This is a genomic window from Nocardioides solisilvae (genome assembly GCF_003194625.1).
Classification (GTDB): domain Bacteria; phylum Actinomycetota; class Actinomycetes; order Propionibacteriales; family Nocardioidaceae; genus Nocardioides; species Nocardioides solisilvae.
The window spans coordinates 271,570-292,909 of sequence record NZ_QHKX01000003.1; the positions used below are offsets into that span (position 1 = coordinate 271,570).

19 protein-coding genes are annotated in these 21,340 nt (G+C 75.3%); 3 read left to right on the top strand and 16 right to left on the bottom strand.

Annotated features, from left to right (window positions below):
- Positions 1 to 106 precede the first annotated feature (106 nt).
- The 13 genes from DNK53_RS12630 to DNK53_RS12690 all read right to left on the bottom strand — a co-directional run bounded on the left by DNK53_RS12630 (position 107) and on the right by DNK53_RS12690 (position 13,827).
- The gene (locus DNK53_RS12630; RefSeq protein ID WP_110182693.1) at positions 107 to 1,291 is read right to left on the bottom strand and encodes a winged helix-turn-helix domain-containing protein; all 1,185 of its coding nucleotides are present in this window, start codon (positions 1,289 to 1,291) and stop codon (positions 107 to 109) included.
- Positions 1,291 to 1,968 (bottom strand): response regulator, encoded by a 678-nt coding sequence (locus DNK53_RS12635; RefSeq protein ID WP_239456515.1) that lies wholly within the window; start codon positions 1,966 to 1,968, stop codon positions 1,291 to 1,293. The genes DNK53_RS12630 and DNK53_RS12635 overlap by 1 nt, the downstream gene beginning before the upstream one ends.
- A 69-nt stretch (positions 1,969 to 2,037) precedes the next feature.
- Complete coding sequence (gene hpf / locus DNK53_RS12640; RefSeq protein WP_110182695.1) at positions 2,038 to 2,658, bottom strand: ribosome hibernation-promoting factor, HPF/YfiA family; 621 nt, start codon at positions 2,656 to 2,658, stop codon at positions 2,038 to 2,040.
- 406 nt (positions 2,659 to 3,064) lie between these two features.
- The gene (locus tag DNK53_RS12645; protein ID WP_110182696.1) at positions 3,065 to 3,829 is read right to left on the bottom strand and encodes a ComF family protein; all 765 of its coding nucleotides are present in this window, start codon (positions 3,827 to 3,829) and stop codon (positions 3,065 to 3,067) included.
- Positions 3,830 to 4,017: 188 nt separating this feature from the next.
- Complete coding sequence (locus tag DNK53_RS12650; RefSeq protein ID WP_110182697.1) at positions 4,018 to 5,802, bottom strand: LpqB family beta-propeller domain-containing protein; 1,785 nt, start codon at positions 5,800 to 5,802, stop codon at positions 4,018 to 4,020.
- Positions 5,799 to 7,409: an MtrAB system histidine kinase MtrB gene (gene mtrB, locus DNK53_RS12655; RefSeq protein WP_110182698.1), complete on the bottom strand. Its 1,611-nt coding sequence runs from the start codon at positions 7,407 to 7,409 to the stop codon at positions 5,799 to 5,801. Before mtrB ends, DNK53_RS12650 begins: the two co-directional genes overlap by 4 nt.
- 11 nt (positions 7,410 to 7,420) lie before the next feature.
- Positions 7,421 to 8,134 (bottom strand): MtrAB system response regulator MtrA, encoded by a 714-nt coding sequence (mtrA, locus tag DNK53_RS12660; protein ID WP_476739103.1) that lies wholly within the window; start codon positions 8,132 to 8,134, stop codon positions 7,421 to 7,423.
- 92 nt (positions 8,135 to 8,226) lie between these two features.
- Positions 8,227 to 9,657 (bottom strand): adenosylhomocysteinase, encoded by a 1,431-nt coding sequence (gene ahcY, locus DNK53_RS12665; RefSeq protein WP_110182700.1) that lies wholly within the window; start codon positions 9,655 to 9,657, stop codon positions 8,227 to 8,229.
- Between the two features lie 92 nt (positions 9,658 to 9,749).
- The gene (locus DNK53_RS12670) at positions 9,750 to 10,703 is read right to left on the bottom strand and encodes a DUF808 domain-containing protein (protein WP_110182701.1); all 954 of its coding nucleotides are present in this window, start codon (positions 10,701 to 10,703) and stop codon (positions 9,750 to 9,752) included.
- Positions 10,704 to 10,824: 121 nt separating this feature from the next.
- Positions 10,825 to 11,862 carry an SIS domain-containing protein gene (locus DNK53_RS12675; RefSeq protein ID WP_110182702.1) on the bottom strand — a complete coding sequence of 346 codons (1,038 nt, stop codon included), beginning with the start codon at positions 11,860 to 11,862 and terminating at the stop codon, positions 10,825 to 10,827.
- Positions 11,863 to 11,877: 15 nt separating this feature from the next.
- Positions 11,878 to 12,042: a Trm112 family protein gene (locus tag DNK53_RS12680; RefSeq protein WP_110182703.1), complete on the bottom strand. Its 165-nt coding sequence runs from the start codon at positions 12,040 to 12,042 to the stop codon at positions 11,878 to 11,880.
- Positions 12,039 to 13,436, bottom strand: a complete 1,398-nt coding sequence (locus tag DNK53_RS12685; protein WP_110182704.1) for a phosphomannomutase/phosphoglucomutase — start codon at positions 13,434 to 13,436, stop codon at positions 12,039 to 12,041. Before DNK53_RS12685 ends, DNK53_RS12680 begins: the two co-directional genes overlap by 4 nt.
- Before the next feature lie 31 nt (positions 13,437 to 13,467).
- Complete coding sequence (locus DNK53_RS12690; protein WP_204163913.1) at positions 13,468 to 13,827, bottom strand: DUF3499 domain-containing protein; 360 nt, start codon at positions 13,825 to 13,827, stop codon at positions 13,468 to 13,470.
- Positions 13,828 to 13,876: 49 nt separating this feature from the next.
- On the opposite strand from DNK53_RS12690, the gene DNK53_RS12695 reads away from it, so the two are divergent.
- Positions 13,877 to 14,362 carry a metallopeptidase family protein gene (locus DNK53_RS12695; protein ID WP_110182706.1) on the top strand — a complete coding sequence of 162 codons (486 nt, stop codon included), beginning with the start codon at positions 13,877 to 13,879 and terminating at the stop codon, positions 14,360 to 14,362.
- Between the two features lie 29 nt (positions 14,363 to 14,391).
- Here the strand turns inward: DNK53_RS12695 and DNK53_RS12700 are convergent, their stop codons facing one another.
- From DNK53_RS12700 to DNK53_RS12710, 3 genes are read right to left on the bottom strand one after another with little or no spacing between them, the layout of a single operon-like run.
- Positions 14,392 to 15,840, bottom strand: a complete 1,449-nt coding sequence (locus DNK53_RS12700; protein ID WP_162599923.1) for a DUF5719 family protein — start codon at positions 15,838 to 15,840, stop codon at positions 14,392 to 14,394.
- Positions 15,837 to 18,743 carry a glycosyltransferase family 2 protein gene (locus tag DNK53_RS12705; protein ID WP_110182708.1) on the bottom strand — a complete coding sequence of 969 codons (2,907 nt, stop codon included), beginning with the start codon at positions 18,741 to 18,743 and terminating at the stop codon, positions 15,837 to 15,839. Before DNK53_RS12705 ends, DNK53_RS12700 begins: the two co-directional genes overlap by 4 nt.
- A 42-nt stretch (positions 18,744 to 18,785) precedes the next feature.
- On the bottom strand, positions 18,786 to 19,040 hold the full coding sequence (locus DNK53_RS12710) for a WhiB family transcriptional regulator (RefSeq protein WP_110182709.1): 255 nt from the start codon (positions 19,038 to 19,040) through the stop codon (positions 18,786 to 18,788).
- 233 nt (positions 19,041 to 19,273) lie between these two features.
- On the opposite strand from DNK53_RS12710, the gene DNK53_RS12715 reads away from it, so the two are divergent.
- Both DNK53_RS12715 and cofE read left to right on the top strand, forming a co-directional pair.
- Positions 19,274 to 20,320, top strand: coding sequence for a 2-phospho-L-lactate transferase CofD family protein (locus DNK53_RS12715; protein ID WP_162599924.1), 1,047 nt, complete (start codon positions 19,274 to 19,276; stop codon positions 20,318 to 20,320).
- Positions 20,320 to 21,333 (top strand): coenzyme F420-0:L-glutamate ligase, encoded by a 1,014-nt coding sequence (cofE, locus tag DNK53_RS12720; RefSeq protein ID WP_110182711.1) that lies wholly within the window; start codon positions 20,320 to 20,322, stop codon positions 21,331 to 21,333. Before DNK53_RS12715 ends, cofE begins: the two co-directional genes overlap by 1 nt.
- Positions 21,334 to 21,340 lie beyond the last annotated feature (7 nt).

Genomic DNA, 21,340 nt, shown 5'->3' on the forward strand with positions numbered 1-21,340 from the left:
GGCGCGACCGGCGCGGGGCGCGGGGCAGACGCGGGCGCCGACCTCGCTGGCCATCGTAACGGGCTGTGGCACGCAGGCAACGCGTGACCGGAACGGGACCGTCCCGTCATCCCGGGAGGCGCGGGACGAGGTCCCCGCCGCCCCGGATCTCCACGTCGTCCAGGCCGAGCCACCCGGCCAGCCGCACCAGCTCGTGGCCGAGCTCCTCGGCGACCTCCGCCGGCGCCGACGGCTCCCGGTGGGCGGAGAGGACGAGCAGCCGCCGGTCGCGGCGGTCGGCCTTGAGGTCGACGCGGGCGACCAGCCTGTCCCCGAGCAGGAAGGGCAGCACGTAGTAGCCGTGCACCCGTCGGTGGGCGGGCGTGTAGATCTCGATCCGGTAGCGGAAGCCGAAGAGCGCCTCCGTGCGGGCCCGCTCCCAGACCACCGGGTCGAAGGGGCTCAGCAGCGTCCGGGCGGCGATCCTCCGGGGCAGCCTGGCGCCCGCGAGCCGGTAGGCGGGCCGGGCCCACCCCTCGACCGTCACCGGCTCCAGCTCCCCGGTCTCGACCAGCGTGGCGACGGCGGACCGGGTGTCGGCCACCGTCATCCGGTAGTAGTCGCGCAGGCACGCCTCGCTGGCCACGCCGTGCGACGCGGCGGCCCGGCGGACCAGCTCGGTGCAGGCCTGCGCCCGGGTCGGGACCGGGACGGCGAGCACGTCGGCGGGCAGCACGCGCTCCGGGAGGTCGTACCGGACCTCGAACGACGGGGTGCGGCCGGCGATCGCGACCTCCCCGACCAGGTAGAGCCGGTCCAGCACCTTGCGCGCCTGCGACCAGTTCCAGCCCCAGTGCTCCGTGGTCCGGCTGCCGCCGAGGTCGGCCTCGAGCTCACGGGCCGTCACCGGACCCCGCTCCGCCACCAGCTCCAGCACGCGGGGCACCAGTCGCGGGTCGACGTCCATCCCCCACTTGCCCTCGGCCCGGTAGTCCTCCATGCGGTGACGCATCAGGGGCCAGAGCGAGACCGGCATCAGCGCCTGCACGTGGGCCCAGTACTCGACGAGGCGCCGCGGCCGCCGCTCGGCGGCACGCCGGAGCAGGTCGACGTCGTACGGCCCCATCCGGGAGTAGAGCGGCATCCGGTGCGCCCGCTCGAGGACGTTGACGGAGTCCACCTGGAGGACGCCGGTGCGGGTCACGGCCCGCTCGAGCGTGCGCATCGTGGGCGCCGCGTGCGCCGCGTCGGCGAAGCCCTGGGCGGCCAGCGCGATCCGGCGCGCCTGGGCGCGCGAGAGGTCGGCGGCCATCAGGGCAGCTCGAGCAGCTTCTCCTTCACCGCGTACATCACGGCCTCCATCCGCGAGTGCAGCTGCAGCTTCTCGAGCATGTTGCGGACGTGGTTCTTCACGGTGTTCTCGGAGATGAAGAGCTGCTTGGCGATCTCGCGGTTGTTGAGCCCCTTGGCCACCAGCCGGAGCACCTCGAGCTCGCGCTCGGTGAGCCGCAGCCCGTTGACCTGGTTGCGCTCGGGCTTGGACATCTGCTTGAACTCGTCGATCAGCTTGACCGCCATCGACGGGGAGATGAGGGACTGGCCGTCGGCGACGACGCGGATCCCCTGGGCGACCTCCTCGATGGAGGAGTCCTTGAGGAGGTAGCCGGCGGCGCCGCTCTTGACCGCCTCGTAGAGGTCGGCCTCCTCGTCGGAGACGGTCAGCATGATGACCTTCGCCGACGGGTTGTCCTCCTTGATCGCCTTGCACGCCTCGATGCCGCTGCGCCGCGGCATCCGGACGTCGAGCAGCACCACGTCGGGCGCCATGGAGGCGGCCAGCTCGGTCGCGGCCACCCCGTCGCCCGCCTCGGCCACGACCTCGATGTCGGGCTCCTGGGTGAGGAGCATGGTCAGTCCACGGCGGAAGAGCTCCTGGTCGTCGGCCACGATGACCCGGACCGGCTCGGCTGCTTCTGTTGACTGCGTCACACGTCGCATCATGTCAGATGCCCCGCCCCACGGGCATCGCGGCACGTGGGGACGGGGCAGGGTCGTCGATCAGTCGGCGACGTTGAGGCTGATCACTCCGTAGTCGTAGCCGCGACGGCGGTAGACCACCGCCGGCTTCTCGCTCTCCTTGTCGACGAAGAGGTAGAAGTCGTGCCCGACCAGCTCCATCTCGTAGAGCGCCTGGTCGAGCGTCATGGGCGTGGCATCGTGGCTCTTCTCGCGGACCACCAAGGGGCCGTCGCCCGTGACCGTGATGGGTCCCACCTGCCGCTCCAGCGACTCCTCCCGGTCCTGCTCCTCGGCGGCCAGGGCCTCGGCGCTGGGGGCCAGCGCCTCCCCCACCGAGACCGGGGTGTGCCGGCCGCGGTGGATGCGGCGGCGGTCGGAGGCCTTGCGCATCTGCGCGGCCATCTTGTCGAGAGCCAGGTCGAGGGCGGCCATCTTGTCCTCGGCGGCGGCCTCGGCGCGGACCACCGGGCCCTTCGTCCGGGCGGTGAGCTCGACGCGGACGGCCCGGTCCTGCAGCCGCGGGTTGCGCTCGGCGGAGACCTCGGCCTCCACCCGGATGATCCTCTGGTCGTGCTTCTCGAGCCGCGACAGCTTCTCGGCCACGTGCTCCCTGAACCTGTCCGAGACCTCCACGTGCCGTCCCGTCACCACTACGTCCATGAGAACCTCCGATTCCTGGGTTGCTGCACCTCGTTGACCACCGGGGCAGCGACGGCTCGCGCCCTGCCCGGTGCCTGGCATGGAGTCCGCCCGGCCGACCTGGTCTTCGTCCCCACAATCGCCTGCTGAGACGGTCGCAGCTTCTCCGCCACTACTGGCCTTCTCCCGGTGGGCGTCGCATCTGACGACGGCACCGAGGCAGGACTTACTTCTAAGCCGCACCGTGATCGGCGTCCCGGACGGACCGGGAGCGCCTTACGTGGGCCGTTTCGCCTGCGACTGGCATCGGCTTGCCGCCGGGGCACGTCGAGCTCCCCGGCAACGCAACCACGGACCCGGACGGACTCCATGACCTGACGCTATCCCGTCCCTGGTCACGGCGTCAGGAAGGGGGACGATCCGTCCGTCACACCCGCGGACGGCGACGTCGGACCGCCCCCACGGCGGCGATCCCCGTCACCCGCACGCCCACCTGCTCGAGGGCTCGCTGGGCCTCCCGCGCGGTCGCGCCGGTCGTGAGGACGTCGTCGCAGAGCACCACCCGACCGCCCGCGGTCCGTCGCGACGCCCGGCGCAGCGCCCCGTCGGGCACCCACATCGTCCCCGCCAGGTTGCGGGCCCGGGACCCGGCGTCCAGCCCGGCCTGGTCGCGCACCCCGGGGTGGGAGCGCAGCACCGGCAGCACCACCGCACGACGACCCGCTGCACCGGCCACCGCGCGGGCGGCCACCCGGACCAGCCGTCCGGTGGGGTCGTCGCCGCGGCTCCGCGCCACCCCGGGCCTGGACGGCACCGGCACCAGGAGCACGTCGTCCGCCCCGGCGCCCTCCACCCCGGCCCCCTCCACCCCGGCGCCCTCCACTCCGGCGCCGTCCGCCGCCGCGGCCAGCACGGCCAGCGCGAGGAGCCGCCCCAGCGCGACACCCAGCCCGAAGCGCGACTCCTCCTTGTGGTCGATGACGAGCCGGCGCAGCAGCCCGTCGTGCTCCCCCGCCGCCCAGGCGGGCGCCAGCCCGGGAGGAGCGGGGTCGGGGCGGACGGGCACCGCCACCCCGGGCAGCGTCCGCCGGCACGACGGGCAGAGCAGCCGGCCGGGGCGCCCGCAGCCCACGCAGGAGCTGCCCACGACGAGGTCCAGGGCGTGGTCGAGGAGGTCCGAGGCGGTGCCCACCCGGCCACCCCACCAGTCGGACGACGCGGCCGCAGCGGCACGACGCCCGCCTGGGGAGGACGGCGGGACCTCACGCGGCGTGGCGTCGCCTGTGGACCGCGAACGGACGACGGGGGCGGCCCCGGGACGGCGTACGACGGACGGCGGACGGCGGACGGCGCGAGACCTGCGGACGCCGCGGCGACCCGTCAGCCGACGTACCCCAGCCAGGCCACCGCCTGGTCGAGCGGCGGCACCTGCCGCACCGGGTCGGCGAGGTCGGTCACCCCGTCCGTCCCCACCACGTAGACGCCCAGCCCCCTCTCGGGCGAGCTCACCAGCGCACTGGCCCGCCCGCGCACCCGCGAGGCCCCGCCGGTGTCGAGGTCGCCCGGTGCGCCGTCGACCCCCACCGTGCGGACATGGGCCAGCACCCCGGTGATCCCGCTGACGAGCGTGACCGAGGACGGCGAGCGCCAGCCGAGGTCGCGGATCCGGCGCCCGCTCTCCAGGCCGAGGTCGATCTCGCGGACCCGGGCGACCCGGGCCACCCGACCGGTCTCGTCGTGCAGCACCCGTCCGACGACCAGGCGGTCGGTGTCGCGACCCCGCACCACGGCGACCAGGCGGGTGCCGTCCCGGGAGACCAGGAACGACTTCACGACCCGCCCCGAGAGGCCCGGCACGTCGAGCTCGCGCCGCTCCCCGTCGTACAGGATCTCCACCCGGGCACCGGCCGCGGTCCGGTCCACCCACCAGAGCCGGTCGGCGAAGTCCCACGCGGGAGGCAGCAGGTCGGTGGCGCCGGAGACGACCTCCTCCGGGACCGCGCCGACCTCCTCGACCGGCGCGAGCAGCAGCGAGGAGCCCGACGTGGTGACGGCGGCCGCCTGCTGCGCGGCGAGGCTGAGGCCCACGGAGCGCAGGGAGAAGTCCTGGGTCCCGAAGGGTCCGGCGGTGGCCTCGAGGTCGTCCAGGTCGCCGCGGACCAGCAGCCCCCCGCGCAGCGCGAAGAGGTCCGAGCTGGAGCCGTGGCCCACGGGGTCGAACCTGGTGCCGGCGGCCGGGTCGAGCTCGGGCTGCCCGTCGGGCAGCGGGACCGGCCGCCCGTTGAGGGTCAGCCGGACGGCGCGGATCCGCGGCTCCTGGCGCAGCGTCCACGCCAGCTGGGCCACCATCTCCTCCGAGGCCAGGTCCTCGGGCCGGACCCCCGGAGGCGCCTCGAGGGAGACCTCCGCGAGGCCGGCGGCGTCGATGGGCACCGACAGGGCGAGGCTCACGCCCGCCGGGACCGCGCTCCGCACGACCCGGGACATCCCGGGCGGCGGCCCCGCCAGCAGGCCGCGGACCAGCGCGGTCGCGAACTGGTCGCCCTGGGGTGCGTGGACGGGCTCCGGCACCAGGATCCGGCCGGTGGGGTCGAGGAAGTGCAGCGAGGCGCGCTCGAACCGGTCCTCGAACCACGAGTCGGGCACCACCATCGCGTCGGGGGCGGCGTCGATGCGCCACTCCCCGCCCTCGAGCGTCATCGGGAGCTCCAGGCGGGCGCCGGCACCGGTGGGCGAGGCGGTCCACGCGCCCCGGGAGTCGTAGGCCTCGGCGCCGAGCAGCGGGACGGTCACGGTCCGGTCGCCGCGGGCGACGCCCAGGTCGGCGTAGGTGAGGGTGCCGGCCTCGGGGGTCCACTGCTCCTGGGCCCGGCCCGTCAGGTACTGGGCGGCCACCGTCGTCTTGATCGGGGTGGCCTTCATCGCCTCGAGGAACCCGGCGACCACCTCGCGGGCGGACGCGCCGGGCTCGGGCGGGCGCGGGTCGTAGAAGGTCCCGGGCTCGAGCTCCCCGGCGTCGGGGTTCTCGACCTCGACCACGGGGCCGGAGTCGGGCATGGAGACGCACCCGGCCAGCAGGGCCAGCAGGGCCAGCAGGACCGGCAGCGGGCCCGCTGCGCGGGCGACGGGGCGGGGACCGGGGCGGGGCTGGGGGCGGCGCGTCACGCGGTCACCTCGTCGTCGGTGGGGACCAGGGGCAGGGGGCTGTGCCGCAGCGACGAGCCGAGGCGGCGGGGCAGCGTGAGCCGGAACTGCGACCCCTCGCCGAGCCGGCCCCAGGCCTGCAGCCAGCCACCGTGGAGGTGGGTGTCCTCGAGGGAGATGGAGAGACCGAGACCCGTGCCGCCGCTGGTCCGGGCCCGGGCCGGGTCCGAGCGCCAGAAGCGGTTGAAGACCATCGCGGCCTCCCCCGGGCCGAGTCCCACGCCGTAGTCGCGCACCGTGATCGCCGCGGCCTCGTCGTCGGCCCCCACCGTCAGCAGGATCTCCCGGCCCTCGGCGTGGTCGATCGCGTTGGTGACGAGGTTGCGCACGATCCGCTCGACCCGGCGCACGTCGGCCTCGGCGAGGCACGGGTGCTCGGGGTCGACCACGACGACCCGGGTGCTGCGCTGGACCGCGAGGGCCTCGGTGGCCTCGGCCACCCGGTGGGCGACGTCGACGAGGTTGACGTCGTCGACGTCGAGCACCGCCGCACCGGCGTCGAACCGGCTGATCTCCAGGAGGTCGGCGAGGAGCACCTCGAAGCGGTCCAGCTCGGTCTGGAGCAGCTCGGCGGCGCGGGCGGTGGTGGGGTCGAACTGGTCCCGCCCGTCGTGCAGCACGTCACCGGCCATCCGCACGGTGGTGAGCGGGGTGCGCAGCTCGTGGGAGACGTCGCTGACGAAGCGCCGCTGCAGCCGGCTCAGCTCCTCCAGCTGACGGATCTGGCGCTGCAGGTTGGAGGCCATCTGGTTGAACGAGGTGGCCAGACGGGCGAGGTCGTCCTCGCCCGTGACCCGGAGCCGTTCCTGCAGCTGCCCCGCGGCCAGCCGCTCGGCCACCTGGCGGGCCATCCGGACGGGGGTGACGACCTGCCGGGTGACCAGCCAGGCCACGCCCGCCACCAGGACGACGAGCAGCGCCGCCGCGGTGAGCAGCGCCCGGGTCACCAGCGCGAGCGTCTCGGCCTGCTCCGAGAGCGGGAAGACGTAGTAGAGCGTGTAGGTCTCGCCGTCGGCGGGGAGCGTGACCTGCGAGCCGACGACGATGCCGGGCCCGGGCTCCACGCCCTGGACGGGTCCGGTCGTGCGGATGGTCGTGTGGGTCCAGGCGGCCGCGCTCCGCTCGGAGAAGCGCTGCTCCAACGCCCGCGGGACGCTCGCCTTGTCGAGGTTCTGGGTGAACTGGACGCCGCCGGCGGCCAGGCTGCTGCCCGAGTCGAGCGGCGCCGAGAGCAGCACGGCGAACCCGCGGCTCGCGCCCCGGGCGATGATCGGGTCGATGAGGTCCTGGCGCTGGCCCGAGGCGTCCACGTCGGTGCCGGTGGCGAACGAGAGCCGGTTGCGGGCCTCGGCGGTCTCGTTGCCGGCCTCCGCGACCACCCGCTCCACGCGCTGCGCCAGGAGCCCGTCACGGACCTGCTGGAGCAGGAACCACCCGACGACCCCGACGACGAGGGTGGTGAGCACGAGGGTGCTGGCCACGACCCGCGCCTGGATCGAGCGGCGCCACACCGTGAGCGCCCGCCCCAGGGCCGTCGGGAGCCTCCGGAAGGGGCGGTCCGCTGGCATCGACGGGCCCGTCAGGACTTGCCGGCCTTGTAGCCCACTCCGCGGACCGTCAGCACGATCTCGGGGTTCTCCGGGTCGTGCTCGACCTTGGACCGCAGGCGCTGCACGTGGACGTTGACCAGCCGCGTGTCGGCGGCGTGCCGGTAGCCCCAGACCTGCTCGAGCAGCACCTCCCGGGTGAAGACCTGCCACGGCTTGCGGGCGAGGCAGACCAGGAGGTCGAACTCCAGCGGCGTCAGGTTGACCGGCTGGCCGCCGCGGGTGACCGCGTGGCCCGCGACGTCGATCGTGAGGTCGCCGACCGACAGGGTCTCCGACGAGGGGTCGTCGAAGCGACGCACCCGGGCGCGGATCCGGGCGACCAGCTCCTTGGGCTTGAACGGCTTGATGACGTAGTCGTCGGCCCCGGACTCCAGTCCGAGGACGACGTCGATCGTGTCGCTCTTGGCGGTGAGCATGACGATGGGCACCCCGGACTCGCCCCGGATCTCCTTGCAGACGTCGATGCCGTCGCGCCCCGGCAGCATCAGGTCGAGCAGGACGACGTCGGGCCGGTAGCTGCGAAAGGCGGCCAGCGCCTCGTCGCCGCGCGTCACCATCTGGCTGTCGAAGCCCTCCTGGCGCAGCACGATGGTGAGCATCTCCGCGAGGGAGGCGTCGTCGTCGACGACCAGGACCCGGCCGCGGGCAGGCGGGTCGACGACCATGTGGCTCATGCGCCCCATTGTGCCAGCCGGGGAGGCCGCACTCCCCCGGGACGCCGCCGAGGGCGCCCCTGACGGGACGCCCTCGGCGGGATCGAGCGGTCGACCGGTGCTCAGTAGCGGTACTGGTCCGACTTGTAGGGGCCCTCGACCGGGATGCCCAGGTAGTCGGCCTGCGACTGGCTGAGCTCGGTGAGCCGGACGCCGAGGGAGTCGAGGTGCAGGCGCGCCACCTCCTCGTCGAGGTGCTTGGGCAGCACGTAGACGCCGACCGGGTACTCCTCGGGCTTGGTGAAGATCTCGATCTGCGCCAGCACCTGGTTGGTGAACGAGTTGGACATCACGAACGACGGGTGGCCGGTCGCGTTGCCCAGGTTCATCAGGCGACCCTCGGAGAGGACGATGATCGCGTTGCCCTCGGGGAAGGTCCAGACGTCGACCTGGGGCTTGACGTTCTTGCGGCTCGCGACGCCGTCGGCCTCGAGGCCCGCCATGTCGATCTCGTTGTCGAAGTGGCCGATGTTGCCGAGGATCGCGTTGTGCTTCATCCGGCGCATCTGGTCGACGGTGACGACGTCCTTGTTGCCGGTCGCGGTGATGACGATGTCGGCGACGTCGAGCACGTTGTCGAGGGTGTCGACCTGGTAGCCGTCCATCGCCGCCTGCAGCGCGCAGATCGGGTCGATCTCGGTCACGATGACCCTGGCACCCTGGCCGCGGAGCGACTCGGCGCAGCCCTTGCCCACGTCGCCGTAGCCGCAGACCACGGCCACCTTGCCGCCGATGAGGACGTCGGTGGCGCGGTTGATGCCGTCGATCAGGGAGTGGCGGCAGCCGTACTTGTTGTCGAACTTGGACTTGGTGACCGAGTCGTTGACGTTGATCGCGGGGAAGAGGAGCGAGCCCTCCTTCATCATGTCGTACAGGCGGAGCACACCCGTGGTGGTCTCCTCCGTGACGCCCTTGATCTCGCCGGCGATCCGGGTCCAGCGGTCGTCGCTGTGCTTGAGCGACTCCTGCAGGGCCTCGAAGATGATCCGCTGCTCGCCCGAGGTGGCGGTGGCGGGGTCGGGCGCGGTGCCGGTCTTCTCCATCTCCACGCCGAGGTGGACCAGGAGGGTGGCGTCGCCGCCGTCGTCCAGGATCATGTTGGCGAAGGTGTCACCCGGCCAGTCGAGGATCTGCTGGGTGCACCACCAGTACTCCTCGAGGGTCTCGCCCTTCCAGGCGAAGACCGGCACGCCGGCGGGCTGGTCGACGGTCCCCTCCGGACCGACGACCACGGCGGCGGCCGCGTGGTCCTGGGTGGAGAAGATGTTGCACGAGGCCCAGCGGACCTCGGCCCCGAGCGCGACCAGGGTCTCGATCAGGACCGCGGTCTGGATGGTCATGTGCAGCGAACCCGCGATCCGGGCGCCGGCGAGGGGCTTGGAGTCCCCGTAGCGCTCGCGCATCGCCATCAGCCCGGGCATCTCGTGCTCCGCGAGCTGGATCTCCGTACGGCCGAACTCGGCCAGGCTCAGGTCGGCGACCTTGAAGTCCATCAGCTACCCCTCCGTAGTGCGTCGTGCGCGGGTCCGCACGTGCCGAAGAGCGTAGGACCGGGGGCCCGGGAACACGCAATCCTCGCGACCGCTCAGTGGGCGGCCTTCTCCCCCTTGCCGTGGCCGACCGGCAGGACGTGCAGCACGGCCACCACGAGGGCCCCGACGACGAGGCCGACGACGGCCGAGGCGGCGGTGTTGACCACCCACGCCACCGCGCCCTCGAGGAACCCGAGCGCGTGCGCGACGTCCTCCTCGAGGTGGTGGACCAGCTCGTACGGCGCGTGCCAGCCGAGGTCGTCGGCCCCCACCAGGAGGATGTGGCCGCCGACCCACAGCATCGCGACGGTGCCGACGATCCCGATCACGGTGAGCAGCCGCGGCATGCCGCGCACGAGCCCGTGCCCGACCTTCTGCGCCAGCGTGGAGGTCCTGCGGGTCAGCGCCAGGCCGACGTCGTCCATCTTCACGATGAGGGCGACCACGCCGTAGACCAGCGCGGTGATGCCGAGCGCGACCACGACGAGGATGGCCGCGCGGGAGAGGAACGCCTCGTCGGCGACCTCGTTGAGCGAGATCACCATGATCTCGGCCGAGAGGATGAGGTCGGTCCGGATCGCCCCGGAGACCATCTGCTTCTCCTGCTCGGGCCCGATCTCGGTGGCCAGCGCCTCGGTGTGGTCCTCGTGGCCGGAGACCTTCTCCCAGATCTTCTCCGCGCCCTCGAAGCAGAGGTAGGTGCCGCCGAGCATGAGGATCGGCGTCAGCACCCAGGGCAGGAACTGGCTGAGCAGCAGGATCACCGGGAGGATGAGCAGCAGCTTGTTGCGGATCGACCCCACGGCGATCTTCTTGATGATCGGCAGCTCGCGCTCGGCGGCCAGGCCGTGCACGTACTGGGGGGTGACGGCGGTGTCGTCGATCACCACGCCGGCCGCCTTGGCGCTGGCGCGCCCCGCGGCCGCGCCGACGTCGTCGATCGAGGCCGCCGCCAGGCGGGCCAGGACGGCGACGTCGTCCAGCAGCGCGAAGAGGCCGCCGCTCACCGGTGGCCCCCGGCGCGAGCGCGGCGGGTCACCGACGCGGGGGCGCGGTCGGGCACACGGGAGGTGGGGCAGCAGGTCAGGCAGGAAGTGGCCACGGAGGCACAGTACCCAGAGTCCCGGCTCACTCCTCGACGAGTCCGATCGCCAGGTAGGCGGCGGCGTACCGGCCGTGCAGCACGAGCGAGGCGTAGCGCGCCACCTCGGTGGTCGCGGTGCCGTCGCAGCGCACGGTCTCGGTCCGGATGCCGCGGCTGCTGGCCGCGGCGAGCAGCCGGGTCCGTTCCTGCCGGGCCCACGCCTCCTCGGTGCCGTCGTCCAGCACCAGGAGCAGCGGACGCCGCTCCGCCGTGCCGTCGGCGAAGGGGTCGTCGAAGACATCGCGCGGGCGGGTCGCCTCGAGGACGGGCAGCAGGTGCTCGGCGTCCCCGGCGAGCGCGGTGGTCCCCGACGCGCGGCGCAGCGACTCCGCCACCCGGCGTGCCGCCCGCGCGGCCAGCACCGAGCCACCCCACACGACGGGCGAGGTGTCGGCCAGGGCGATCGCCAGCATCTTGGCCGGGTTGACCGCCAGGTCGCGGTGCGGCGAGCAGGCCGTCGCGACCGCGTCCAGGGCCGTCGCCACCTCCTCGGCGTCGGCGCGGGGCCCGAGGTGCGTCCGGTCCAGGTAGTCCAGGGTCACGACCGCCGCCGCGAGCTGGTCCCCGGTGGTCACCGGGAGCACGGTGGTCCACCGGCCCTCGGCGTGCTCGGCCACCAGCGAGCGGGGCGGGCAGGCCACGACGGCCTGGGCCCCGCGCCGGGCGGCCTCGCTGACCGCCGAGGCCGACCCCTGGTCGGACCCCTCCGGCGCGAGCACCACCACCAGGTCGAGGCTGCCCACCCAGCCGGGGAGCCCCGGGCCGGGCCACGCGACGAACGGCACCGGGCACCAGGGCTCCAGCACGGCACGCAGCAGCCGGGAGTCGGGACCGGCGGCCACGACGGCGCGGGGCCGGTTGCCCTCCAGGGCCCGGGCCACGGCCGCCCCCAGCACCTCGGCGGTCGCGGTCACCTCGCGGCGCACGCGAGCCCCCGACTCGGCCAGCGGGCGGAGGAGCCCGTCGCGGTCCTCCAGCACGCGCGCGTCGTCGAGGCGGGACTCGTCGAACCAGGTCGTCACGGTCTGCCTCCGGTCTCAGGCGGGCTTGCGCGCCTCGTCGAGCAGCAGCACCGGGATGTCGTCCCGGACCGGGTAGGCGTTGCCGCAGCCGGCGCAGACCAGCTCCTCGCCCTGCGGCGAGAGGCTGCCGTGGCAGCCGGGGCAGGCGATGATCTCGAGCAGGGCGGGGTCGAGCTTCAACGGGGGCTCCTGATGGTGGCGAGGACGGCGTCGCGGATCTCGGTCATGGTGGCCTCGTCCTTCCCCTCGGCGTTGAGCCGGAGGAGGGGCTCGGTGTTGGACGCCCGCACGTTGAACCACCAGTCGGCGTGGGTGACGGTGAGGCCGTCGAGCTCGTCGACCTCCACCCCGTCACGGCCGGCGTACTGGGCGCGCAGGGCGTCGAGGACCGCGGCCTGGTCCTCCACGGTGGAGTTGATCTCGCCGCTGGCCGGGTAGCGCTCGTAGTCGGCGAGCAGCTGCGACAGGGTGCCGGAGGACTCGGCGAGGGCGGCCATGGCGTGCAGCGCCGCCAGCATCCCGGAGTCGGCCCGCCAGAAGTCGCGGAAGTAGAAGTGCCCGCTGTGCTCCCCCCCGAAGACGGCGTCGGTCTCGGCCATCGTCGCCTTGATGAAGGAGTGGCCCACCCGGGTGCGCACCGGCTTGCCGCCGAGCTCGCGGACCAGCTCGGGCACGCCGCGCGAGGTGATCAGGTTGTGGATCACGGTGGCACCGGGGTGCTTGGCCAGCTCGCGGGCGGCGATCAACGCGGTCAGGGTCGAGGGCGAGACCGCCCGGCCCTGCTCGTCGACCAGGAAGCAGCGGTCGGCGTCGCCGTCGAAGGCGAGCCCGAGGTCGGCGCCCGACCGGACCACCTCGCGCTGGAGGTCGGCGAGGTTCTCGGGCTCGATCGGGTTGGCCTCGTGGTGCGGGAAGGTGCCGTCGAGCTCGAAGTACATCGGCACCAGCTCGACCTGGTCGGAGCCGATCCGGTCGAAGACCTCGGGGGCGGTGAGCCCGGCCATCCCGTTGCCGGCGTCCACGACGACCTTGAGCCGCCGCCCGCGCACGGGGGCCAGCGAGAGCAGGTGGTCGGCGTACGCCCCGAGCACGTCCTGCTCGATGACCGTGCCCGGCGTGGTGCCGTCGGGGACGAGCTGGGCGCCGGTGGTCGCCCGGAGCGCGACGAGGTCGCGGATCTCCAGCAGCCCGCTCTCCCGGCCGACGGGCTGGGCGCCCGCGCGGCACATCTTCATGCCGTTGTACTGGGCGGGGTTGTGGGAGGCCGTGAACATCACGCCCGCGTGGCCCAGGTGGCCCGAGGCGAAGTAGAGCTGGTCGGTCGACGCGAGACCGACCATGACGACGTCGGCGCCGGCGCCGGCCGCGCCCTGGGCGAAGGCCTCGGCCATCCCCGGCGAGCTCGGCCGCATGTCGTGCCCGACCACCACCGTGGGCGCGCCGGTCACCTGCACGAAGGCGGCACCCGTGACGCGGGCCAGGTCGTCGTCGAGCTGGTCGGGGACCGTGCCCCGGACGTCGTAGGCCTTGAAGATGGCTTCCAGGTTGGCCGGATCCAGGGTGTCGGAGGACATGCGCGCAGCCTAGCGGCAGCACCCCGGCGGCTCAGTCCGTGGTCAGCACCCGCAGGTGGCCCCGGCGCACGCCGCGCGACGGGTCGTCGGCCGGGTGGACCACGGGTGCCGGCTCGGGCGGCCGGGCGGCCTCCCGGACGGCGTCGGCCAGCGCCAGCAGGTCGTCGCCGGAGGGGCCCTGCGCCGACGGGTCCGGCGCGAGCCGGAGCACCTCCCAGCCACGCGGCGCGGAGAGCCGCTCGCTGTGCTGGTCGCAGAGGTCGTAGGCGTGCGGCTCGGCGTAGAGCGCGAGCGGGCCGAGCACGGCCGTCTGGTCGGCGTACACGTAGGTCAGCGTCGCGGTGGCGGCGCGCCCGCAGGCGGTGCGCGAACAACGACGGGCAGGGCTCACGACGCGCACGTTACCCGCAGCGTCCGCACCCACGGTCTAGGCTCGCGGGATGGACCCGCTCGCGCCGCGCACCGCCCCCCTCGGCGCGTCGGACGGGGCAGGCGGCCCCTGGGCCGGTGGCACCGACCCGGTCCGCCGGCGGACCCGGGACCGTCGCGGCCGCGGCGCCCGCGGGCCCGGCGTGCTGCGGACGCCGTCCGCGCCGCCGCAGCGGACCGCCCGGCACCGCTTCGACGAGCTGGTGCTGGACGTCGTGCGGGCCGTGGAGGAGCGGTGGCACGACGAGCTGGGCCTCGTCGAGTACGCCGTCGAGGACACGCCGCTGGTCCCCGACGACTGGGACGACACCGTCCCCCTCGCCTCGCTGGTGCGCGGGAGCGGCGGCACGCCCACCCGGCTGGTCCTCTTCCGACGGCCGATCGAGCACCGCTGCCAGGGCCGGGAGGAGCTTCGCGCCCTCGTGCTGACCGTCCTCGTCGAGCAGGTCGCCGAGCTGCTGGGGCGGGACCCCGACGAGGTGGACCCGCGGCTCTGAACCTCGCCGGCCGGTCCCCCGGGGACCGCTCAGTACAGGCCCGGGCGCACGACCGGGACCTCGCGGCGCACCGTGAGCTCGTGCAGCGGGCGGACGGCGAGCCCCGGCGGCCCGCTCTCGAGCGCCGCGCGCACGGGCACCCCGTCGAGCAGCAGCTCGACGGAGCGGGCCTCGCCGGGCAGCGAGGTGCGCGCCGCCGTCCCGGGCTGCAGCGCCACCCGCTCGGCGGCCACCTCGCGACCCGCGGCGTCGCGGAGCACGACGCGCACGGCGGTGACCCGCTCGGCCCCGGCCAGCACGAGCCGCTTGGGGCCGGGCGGCAGCGGGCTCACCGCCCGCTCGACCAGCGGCTCGGCGCCGACCGCGAACGAGAGGTCCTCGCCGGTGACCGAGCGGAGGCTGGCCGTGACCGGGACGTCGCCGTCGAGCCGCACCCCCACGGCCCCGCGCGCGACCGGGTCGCCGAGCACGTCGCCGAGGTCGGTCACGGTGGTCGAGCCGGGCGGGACCACGACCTCCTCGAGACCGGCCGGGGACAGCTCGCTGCGCGGGGTGACCAGGCGGACCCGGACCCGGGCCTCGTCGTCGCCGGGGTTGGCCAGCACCAGCTCCCGCGAGCCGGTCCCGCCGCCGAGCCCGAGCAGGTAGTCGGTGGTCGCCGGGCCGCTGCGGGCCGGCAGCCAGTCGGTCGTGCTGGTCCCGCCGCCGAGCTCCTCGAAGCGGTCGAGCACCGAGACCCCGAGGCGACCGCGGGTCACCCGGACGTGCAGGGTCAACGCGTCCCGGCGCGGCACCACGGCCGCCAGGTCGACCCTCGTCGCCTGCCCGCCCCGCACGGTCAGGCCGCGCAGGGCCGGCACCTCGACGGGGCCGTCGTCGCCGAGGACGGTGACGTCGGCGACCGCCGGCCCCCCGTCGGGGTTCACCAGGGTGAGCCGGGAGCCGCGCTCGGCGCCGGCGCCGACGCCGGTGAACCACTGCTCGGCGGCGGGGGCGACGCACTCGACCGAGGCGCCCCCGGCCGTGCGGGCGGCCACGAGACCGGGTGCCGCGTCGCCCTCCGCGCGCAGCACGACCTGGCCCCGCGCGCGCAGGGTGGTCACGCGGTGCCCGGCGAACGCCACGTCGTCGTCGGCCCCCTTGACGCGCAGGGTCCCCGAGTCGCCCGGGGCGACGCCGCCGCTGCCGGCCCCCGCGACCAGCGCCGCGACCTCCCCGGCCCGGCCGTCGGCGGGCGGGCAGACCACGGTGGCCCGGGAGAGCGCGGCCGGGGTCGGCGCCCGGCCCGCGTCCTCCGTCGAGGTCGGGTGGACCAGGGCGAGGGCCCCGACGGTGAGCACCGGCACCACCACGGCGAGCAGCGTGGTGGAGCTGATCGACCGCTCCCGCGGCTCGGCCACGCGCCGGCGCGACCCGCCGGCACGGGCCCCGGGGGGCGTGCTGCCCGGGGCGGGGGTCGGGGAGGTGGGCTCGCTCATGCCTGGCTCCTCCTGCCGGCGAGGGTCGGGGCCGCCAGCACCAGCGCCGCCAGCACGGCCGCCCCCTGCAGGAGCAGCAGGACCACCCGCCCGGCCCCCACGCGGCTCTCCACCGACGAGGCGTCCAGCGGCCGGTCGACGCGCCAGGCCCGGGTGGCGCGGTCCTCCGCGCTCGCCTGGACCAGCCCCGACGCCGCGTCCAGCTCGGCGGCCACCCGGCCGTCCGCCGGCGAGGCGAGGACGACGTACTCGATGCCGAGCTCCCCGAGCGCGGCCACGTCGGCCGGGGTCGGGCTGGAGGCCAGCCCGGTGACGGTCCGGGTCATCGCCTCGTCCTCGTCGGCCAGGCTGAGGACCTCGTCCTCGCCGAGGGTCACGCCGTCGCCGCGCCGGACGCGGTAGCTCAGCCCGCTCTCCACCGACCCCCGCACGACGAGGACGCCGTGCTCGGGCCCGGTCAGCGAGCTCTGCGCCATGTAGGCGGGGACGGCCTCGACCACGTCCTCGTCGAAGGAGTGGTCGGCGGCGACCAGCCACCAGGCGAGGCCGCCGAGCGGGACCAGGGCGGCCGCCGCGGCGACCAGCCCGGCGAGCAGCCGCTGCCACCAGGGGTGGTGGGCGACCAGGCGCCGGGTCCACGCCTCCGCGCCCACCACCGTCGCGACGACGGCCACCCCCTGCAGCACCACGACGAAGAAGCCGAGGCTGGGCGGGGTGGCGGTCGCGGGGAGCCGCAGGGTGACGAAGCCGAGCACGGCCACCACCACGGCGGCGGCCAGCGCGATCACCCAGCAGATCGTCACCGGGACGCGGGTCGGGCGCGGCAGCAGGGCCAGGAGGGCGAAGACCCCCACCGGCGCGCCGAGCCACCAGGGGGCGCCCAGCCCGCCCAGCCGCCCGGTGAGCAGGTCGGTCGCCCCAGCCTCCGCGAGCGGCAGGCGGCCCGCCTCGAGCAGCAGCCCCGTCCCCGAGCCGGTGAGGACGAGCGGCACGATCCACGGGAGGAGCAGCAGCGGCACCAGGCCCAGGGCCAGGGCCGGCGGCCCCCAGGCCGAGCGGTCGCGCAGGAGCCGGGGACTGATCGCGAAGCCCGCCGCGACCACGATGCCGGCGGCGAGCAGGCCGAAGAGCCAGACGCCGGGCACGAAGGCCGAGGAGAGGGCGAGCAGCAGGCCCGTGCGCCAGGCGGCCCGCCAGCGACGGTCGGGCTCGGGGTCGGCGAACCCCAGCGCGGCGTGGGCGGTCCACGGCAGCAGCCCCGCGAGCACGACCGTGCCGAACCGGCCCTCCCCCCAGGCCCCCGAGGTGGCGGGCACCAGGGCGTAGGTCGTCGCCCCCCAGGCCAGCACCCACGGCGGCAGGCCGCGCGGGTCGACCAGCCGGCCCACGACCCGCAGGAAGCGCCAGGCGCCCCACAGCGCGATCGGCACCGCCAGCAGCATCAGCGCGCTGACGACCGCCCCGGGGCTGCCCCCCAGGACGGTGGCCAGCACCGCGAGGACGGGCACGTACGCCGGCGCCGGGACGTCGGTGCCCGTGCCCAGCGGGTGCCACGACTCCGCGTGCAGCCGCCACCAGTCCCCCACCGCCGCGGGCGCCGGGGAGAGGGCGCCGCCCTGGATCTCGCCGAGGGCGGCCCGGGCTGCGGCGAGGGCGAGGAGGACGAAGAGGGTGAGCGCGACGGCGCGGGGACTGGTGAGGAAGCGCACGACGATGCCCGTGTCGGCGTAGAGCTCCTCGTCGTCCTCCTCCGCGGGGCCGCCTGGGCGCAGTGGGACCCCGCGCCCCGCTCCGGGCACGCCCTCGTCGGGGTGCTCGTCGGCCCGGGCCGCCCGACGCCGCTCGGCGACGTCCTGCGCCTGGCCGACCAGCGCCTGGAAGAGGTCGGAGACGAAGTCGAGCCCGTGCCGGTAGGGCAGCCACCACGGGGCCAGCAGGTGGCGCACGTCGTGGGGCCGCACCCCCTGCTCCCGCGCGCGGCGCCGGCGGGCGGCGCGCAGCCGGCCCGGGTGGCGGTAGACGTCGACCAGGGCGGCGAGCTCGTCGAGCGCCTCGCCCACCGACCGGACGAGCAGGAAGCCGAGCACCCGCAGAAGGGTGCCGAGCAGGAGGCGGAGGACCTGCCACGGGAGCCTCCGCTGCTCCACGTTGGCGAGCAGGGTGAACAGCGCCGCGCGCCGCTCCTGGTAGTGGGTGTGGCGCCCGGTCAGCGGGGTGCGGCGGACGCCCCGGTGGGCCGCCTCGGCGTGGAAGACGACGGCGTCGGGCACGACGAGGGTCCGCACGCCCGCCCGGGCGGCGCGCCAGCCGAGGTCGACGTCGTTGCCGAAGATCGGCAGCGCCTCGTCGAGCCCGCCGAGCCGCTCGAAGGTGGAGCGGCGCACGAGCATCCCCGCCGTGTTGACGGCGAGCACCTGCCGGACCTGGTCGTGCTGGCCCTGGTCGTACTCCCCGCGCTCCAGGCCGGTCTCGCGCCGGCCCGTGCCGGAGAGCGTGACGCCGAGCTCGAGCAGCCGGCGCAGGGACGGCCACTCCCGCAGCTTGGGGCCCAGGACGTCGGCGTCGGGGTGCGCCTCGGCGGCGGCCACGAGGGCTGCGAGCGCGCCGGGGTCGGGCGCGGAGTCGTCGTGGAGCAGCCAGAGCCACTCGTCGGGGTCGTCGGCGGGGGGCAGGTGCTCGAGGGCCAGCCGGAGGGCGGCGGGGTAGGAGGTGGCGCCGCCGGCCTCGACGACGGCCTCGTCGGAGGAGAATGCCTCGCGGACGAGCTGGGCCGACCCGTCCTTGCTGCCGGTGTCGACCGCGATCCCGCGGTCCACCGGGCGACGCTGCCGACGGACGCCGCGCAGCACCCCCGGCAGCCACCGGGCCCCGTCATGGCTGACGAGGACGGCGGAGACGATCACCGGGGCAGCCTAACGACCGGCCGTGGACCGGCCGGGCGGGGTTCAGACGGCGCGCTTCTTGAGCTTGCGGCGCTCGCGCTCGGAGAGCCCGCCCCAGATGCCGAAGCGCTCGTCGTTCATCAGGGCGTACTCGAGGCAGTCGCCGCGGACGTCGCAGGTCAGGCAGACCTTCTTCGCCTCGCGGGTGGAGCCCCCCTTCTCGGGGAAGAACGCCTCGGGATCGGTCTGCGCGCAGAGCGCGCGGTCCTGCCAGCCCATCTCCTCGGCGTCGGATTCAAGGAGAAACAGTTCTCGCATACGCCCTCGCCCTTTCGACCCTGTGATCCGTGCGGATCCGTGTTGCCCGACCTGTGCTTCGCGACCCCCGTGCCCAAGGCCCCATCGGGTGAAACCTGGTGAAGAACACTGTGGGAATTACATGCCTGTCGTACCACGGAAGTCAAGCCGGTACGTGCTATATCCGACCCATTCCCCCCGCCTGACCAGACCACCTGTCCGGACCTTCCGCGTCCCGGGTGAAGATGTGGCACATGCGCGACGTGACGGTCCTCTCCGGTGGTATGGGCGGTGCCCGCTTCACGAGGGGCCTGGTGCGGGTCCTGACGGACGGAGCGTTCCCCGGCCTCGATTCGGCCCCGACGGTGACGGCGGTGGCCTCGACGGGCGGCGACCTGTGGGTCCACGGGCTGAAGGTCTGCGGCCACCTGGACTCCCTCATGGCCCCCTCCCCCGCCGCCGCCCCCGCCTCCCGGACCGTCCACGACGAGCTGGCGGCGTACGGCGTGGAGCCCGCCTGGTTCCCGCTGGACGACCGCGGGGTGGCGACCCACCTCGTCCGCACCGAGATGCTGGAGGCGGGCTACCCCCTCTCGGCGGTGACCGAGGCGCTCTGCCGGCGCTGGCAGCCGGGCCTGCGCCTGCTGCCCGCCACCGACGACCGGGTCGAGACCCACGTGGCGGTCGCCGACCCGAAGGCCCCGAGCGGACGCCGGGTCGTCCACGTGCAGGAGTACGTGGAGCGGCTGCGCGGCGGGGTGCCCGCCGAGACGGTCCTCCACGTCGGCCTGGACGCCGCGACGCCGGCGCCCGGCGTCGCCGAGGCCCTGTCCGGCGCCGACCTGGTGCTGCTCGCGCCCGACGACCCGGTCGCCGGGCTGGGCCCGCTGCTCGGGGTGCCGGGGGTCCGCGAGGCGCTGGCCGGCACGCCGGCACGGGTCGTGGGCCTCTCCCCCGTGGCCACCGGCACCGCGGCCCCGGCCGTCGGGCACCTCCTCGCGGCGGCGGAGCTGCCCGCCGACGCCGCCGGCCTGGGGCTGCACCTGGGGCCCCGGGCCGCCGGCGGGCTCCTGGACGGCTGGGTCGTCGACGAGGCCGACGCGGGGCTCGCCGACCGGCTGTCGGCCGGCGGGCTGCCGACGGCCGTCGCACCCCTGGCCGCCCTGCTCCGCGACGACCTCGACGCCCTCGACGACCCGGACGACCCGGACGACCGGGGGCGGCCGGACCCGTCCGCCGTCGACGCAGCCGTCCGCGGCGTCCTGGCGGCCGTCCTCGGCCCGCTCGGCCCGCGCGGCTGATGGCGGCCACCGGGCACCTGACGGTGCACGCGCCCGACGGCCTGCCCGAGGTCGCCCCCGGCGACGACCTGGGCGGCCTCGTGGTGGCGGCGCTCCGGGGAGAGGACGGCGTCCGCGAGGGCGACACCGTGCTGGTCACCAGCAAGGTGGTCGCCAAGGCGGAGGGACGGGTGGCCGACGTCGCCGAGCACGCCGCCGCGCTGGCGGCGGAGACCGCGCGGGTCGTGGCCCGCCGGGGCGCCACGACCATCGTGCGGACCCGGCTCGGCCTCGTGATGGCGGCGGCCGGGATCGACCGCTCCAACGTGCCGGGCGGCAGCATCGTGCTGCTCCCGGCCGACCCCGACGCGTCCGCGGCCCGGCTGCGCCGGCGGGTCCACCGCGACCTGGGCGTCAACGTCGCGGTCGTGGTCACCGACACCTCCGGCCGCGCCTGGCGCGAGGGGCAGACCGACATCGCGGTGGGCATCGCCGGTCTGGTGCCGCTGGAGAGCCACGTGGGGCTCGTCGACGCCCACGGCCACGAGCTGGCGGTCACCGCGCCGGCGGTGGCCGACGAGCTGGCGGGCGCCGCCGAGCTGGCGCAGGGCAAGCTGGGCGGCCGGCCGGTGGCCGTGGTGCGCGGGCGGCCCGACCTCGTCCTGCCGGTCGGCGAGGACGGCCCGGGAGCCCGCGCGCTCGTCCGCCCCGCCGCGGGGGACCTCTTCGGCCTCGGCACCCGGGAGGCGGTGCTGGCCGCCCTGCTCCGGGACCCCGAGGACCGGGCACTCTTCGGGGCGCCCGTGCCGGCCGAGGAGCTGGGCCGGCTGCTGGCCCTGGTGCTGCCGGGCAGCGCGCTCGACGACGCGCCCCTCGACCGTCCCGACGCGAGCGGCGCGCGGCGCGCGACGGTCCCCGCGGGGGCGTCCCGGACGGCGCTCGAGGCGCTCTGCTTCAGCCACGGGTGGCGGGTCGAGGAGTGGGTCCCGGCCGCGGAGGGAGCATCCGCCCGCGTGTGCCCGGCGGTTCCGTAGACTGCAC

Bases quoted from the DNA above. Each gene is read 5' to 3' on its own strand.
- DNK53_RS12710 (WP_110182709.1), bottom strand. From the start codon at position 19,040: ATGCGAGAACTGTTTCTCCTTGAATCCGACGCCGAGGAGATGGGCTGG.
- mtrA (WP_476739103.1), bottom strand. From the start codon at position 8,134: ATGGGGCGCATGAGCCACATGGTCGTCGACCCGCCTGCCCGCGGCCGG.
- DNK53_RS12700 (WP_162599923.1), bottom strand. From the start codon at position 15,840: ATGAGCGAGCCCACCTCCCCGACCCCCGCCCCGGGCAGCACGCCCCCC.
- hpf (WP_110182695.1), bottom strand. From the start codon at position 2,658: ATGGACGTAGTGGTGACGGGACGGCACGTGGAGGTCTCGGACAGGTTC.
- cofE (WP_110182711.1), top strand. From the start codon at position 20,320: ATGGCGGCCACCGGGCACCTGACGGTGCACGCGCCCGACGGCCTGCCC.
- ahcY (WP_110182700.1), bottom strand. From the start codon at position 9,657: ATGGACTTCAAGGTCGCCGACCTGAGCCTGGCCGAGTTCGGCCGTACG.
- DNK53_RS12715 (WP_162599924.1), top strand. From the start codon at position 19,274: ATGCGCGACGTGACGGTCCTCTCCGGTGGTATGGGCGGTGCCCGCTTC.
- DNK53_RS12685 (WP_110182704.1), bottom strand. From the start codon at position 13,436: ATGTCCTCCGACACCCTGGATCCGGCCAACCTGGAAGCCATCTTCAAG.
- mtrB (WP_110182698.1), bottom strand. From the start codon at position 7,409: ATGCCAGCGGACCGCCCCTTCCGGAGGCTCCCGACGGCCCTGGGGCGG.
- DNK53_RS12630 (WP_110182693.1), bottom strand. From the start codon at position 1,291: ATGGCCGCCGACCTCTCGCGCGCCCAGGCGCGCCGGATCGCGCTGGCC.
- DNK53_RS12695 (WP_110182706.1), top strand. From the start codon at position 13,877: ATGGACCCGCTCGCGCCGCGCACCGCCCCCCTCGGCGCGTCGGACGGG.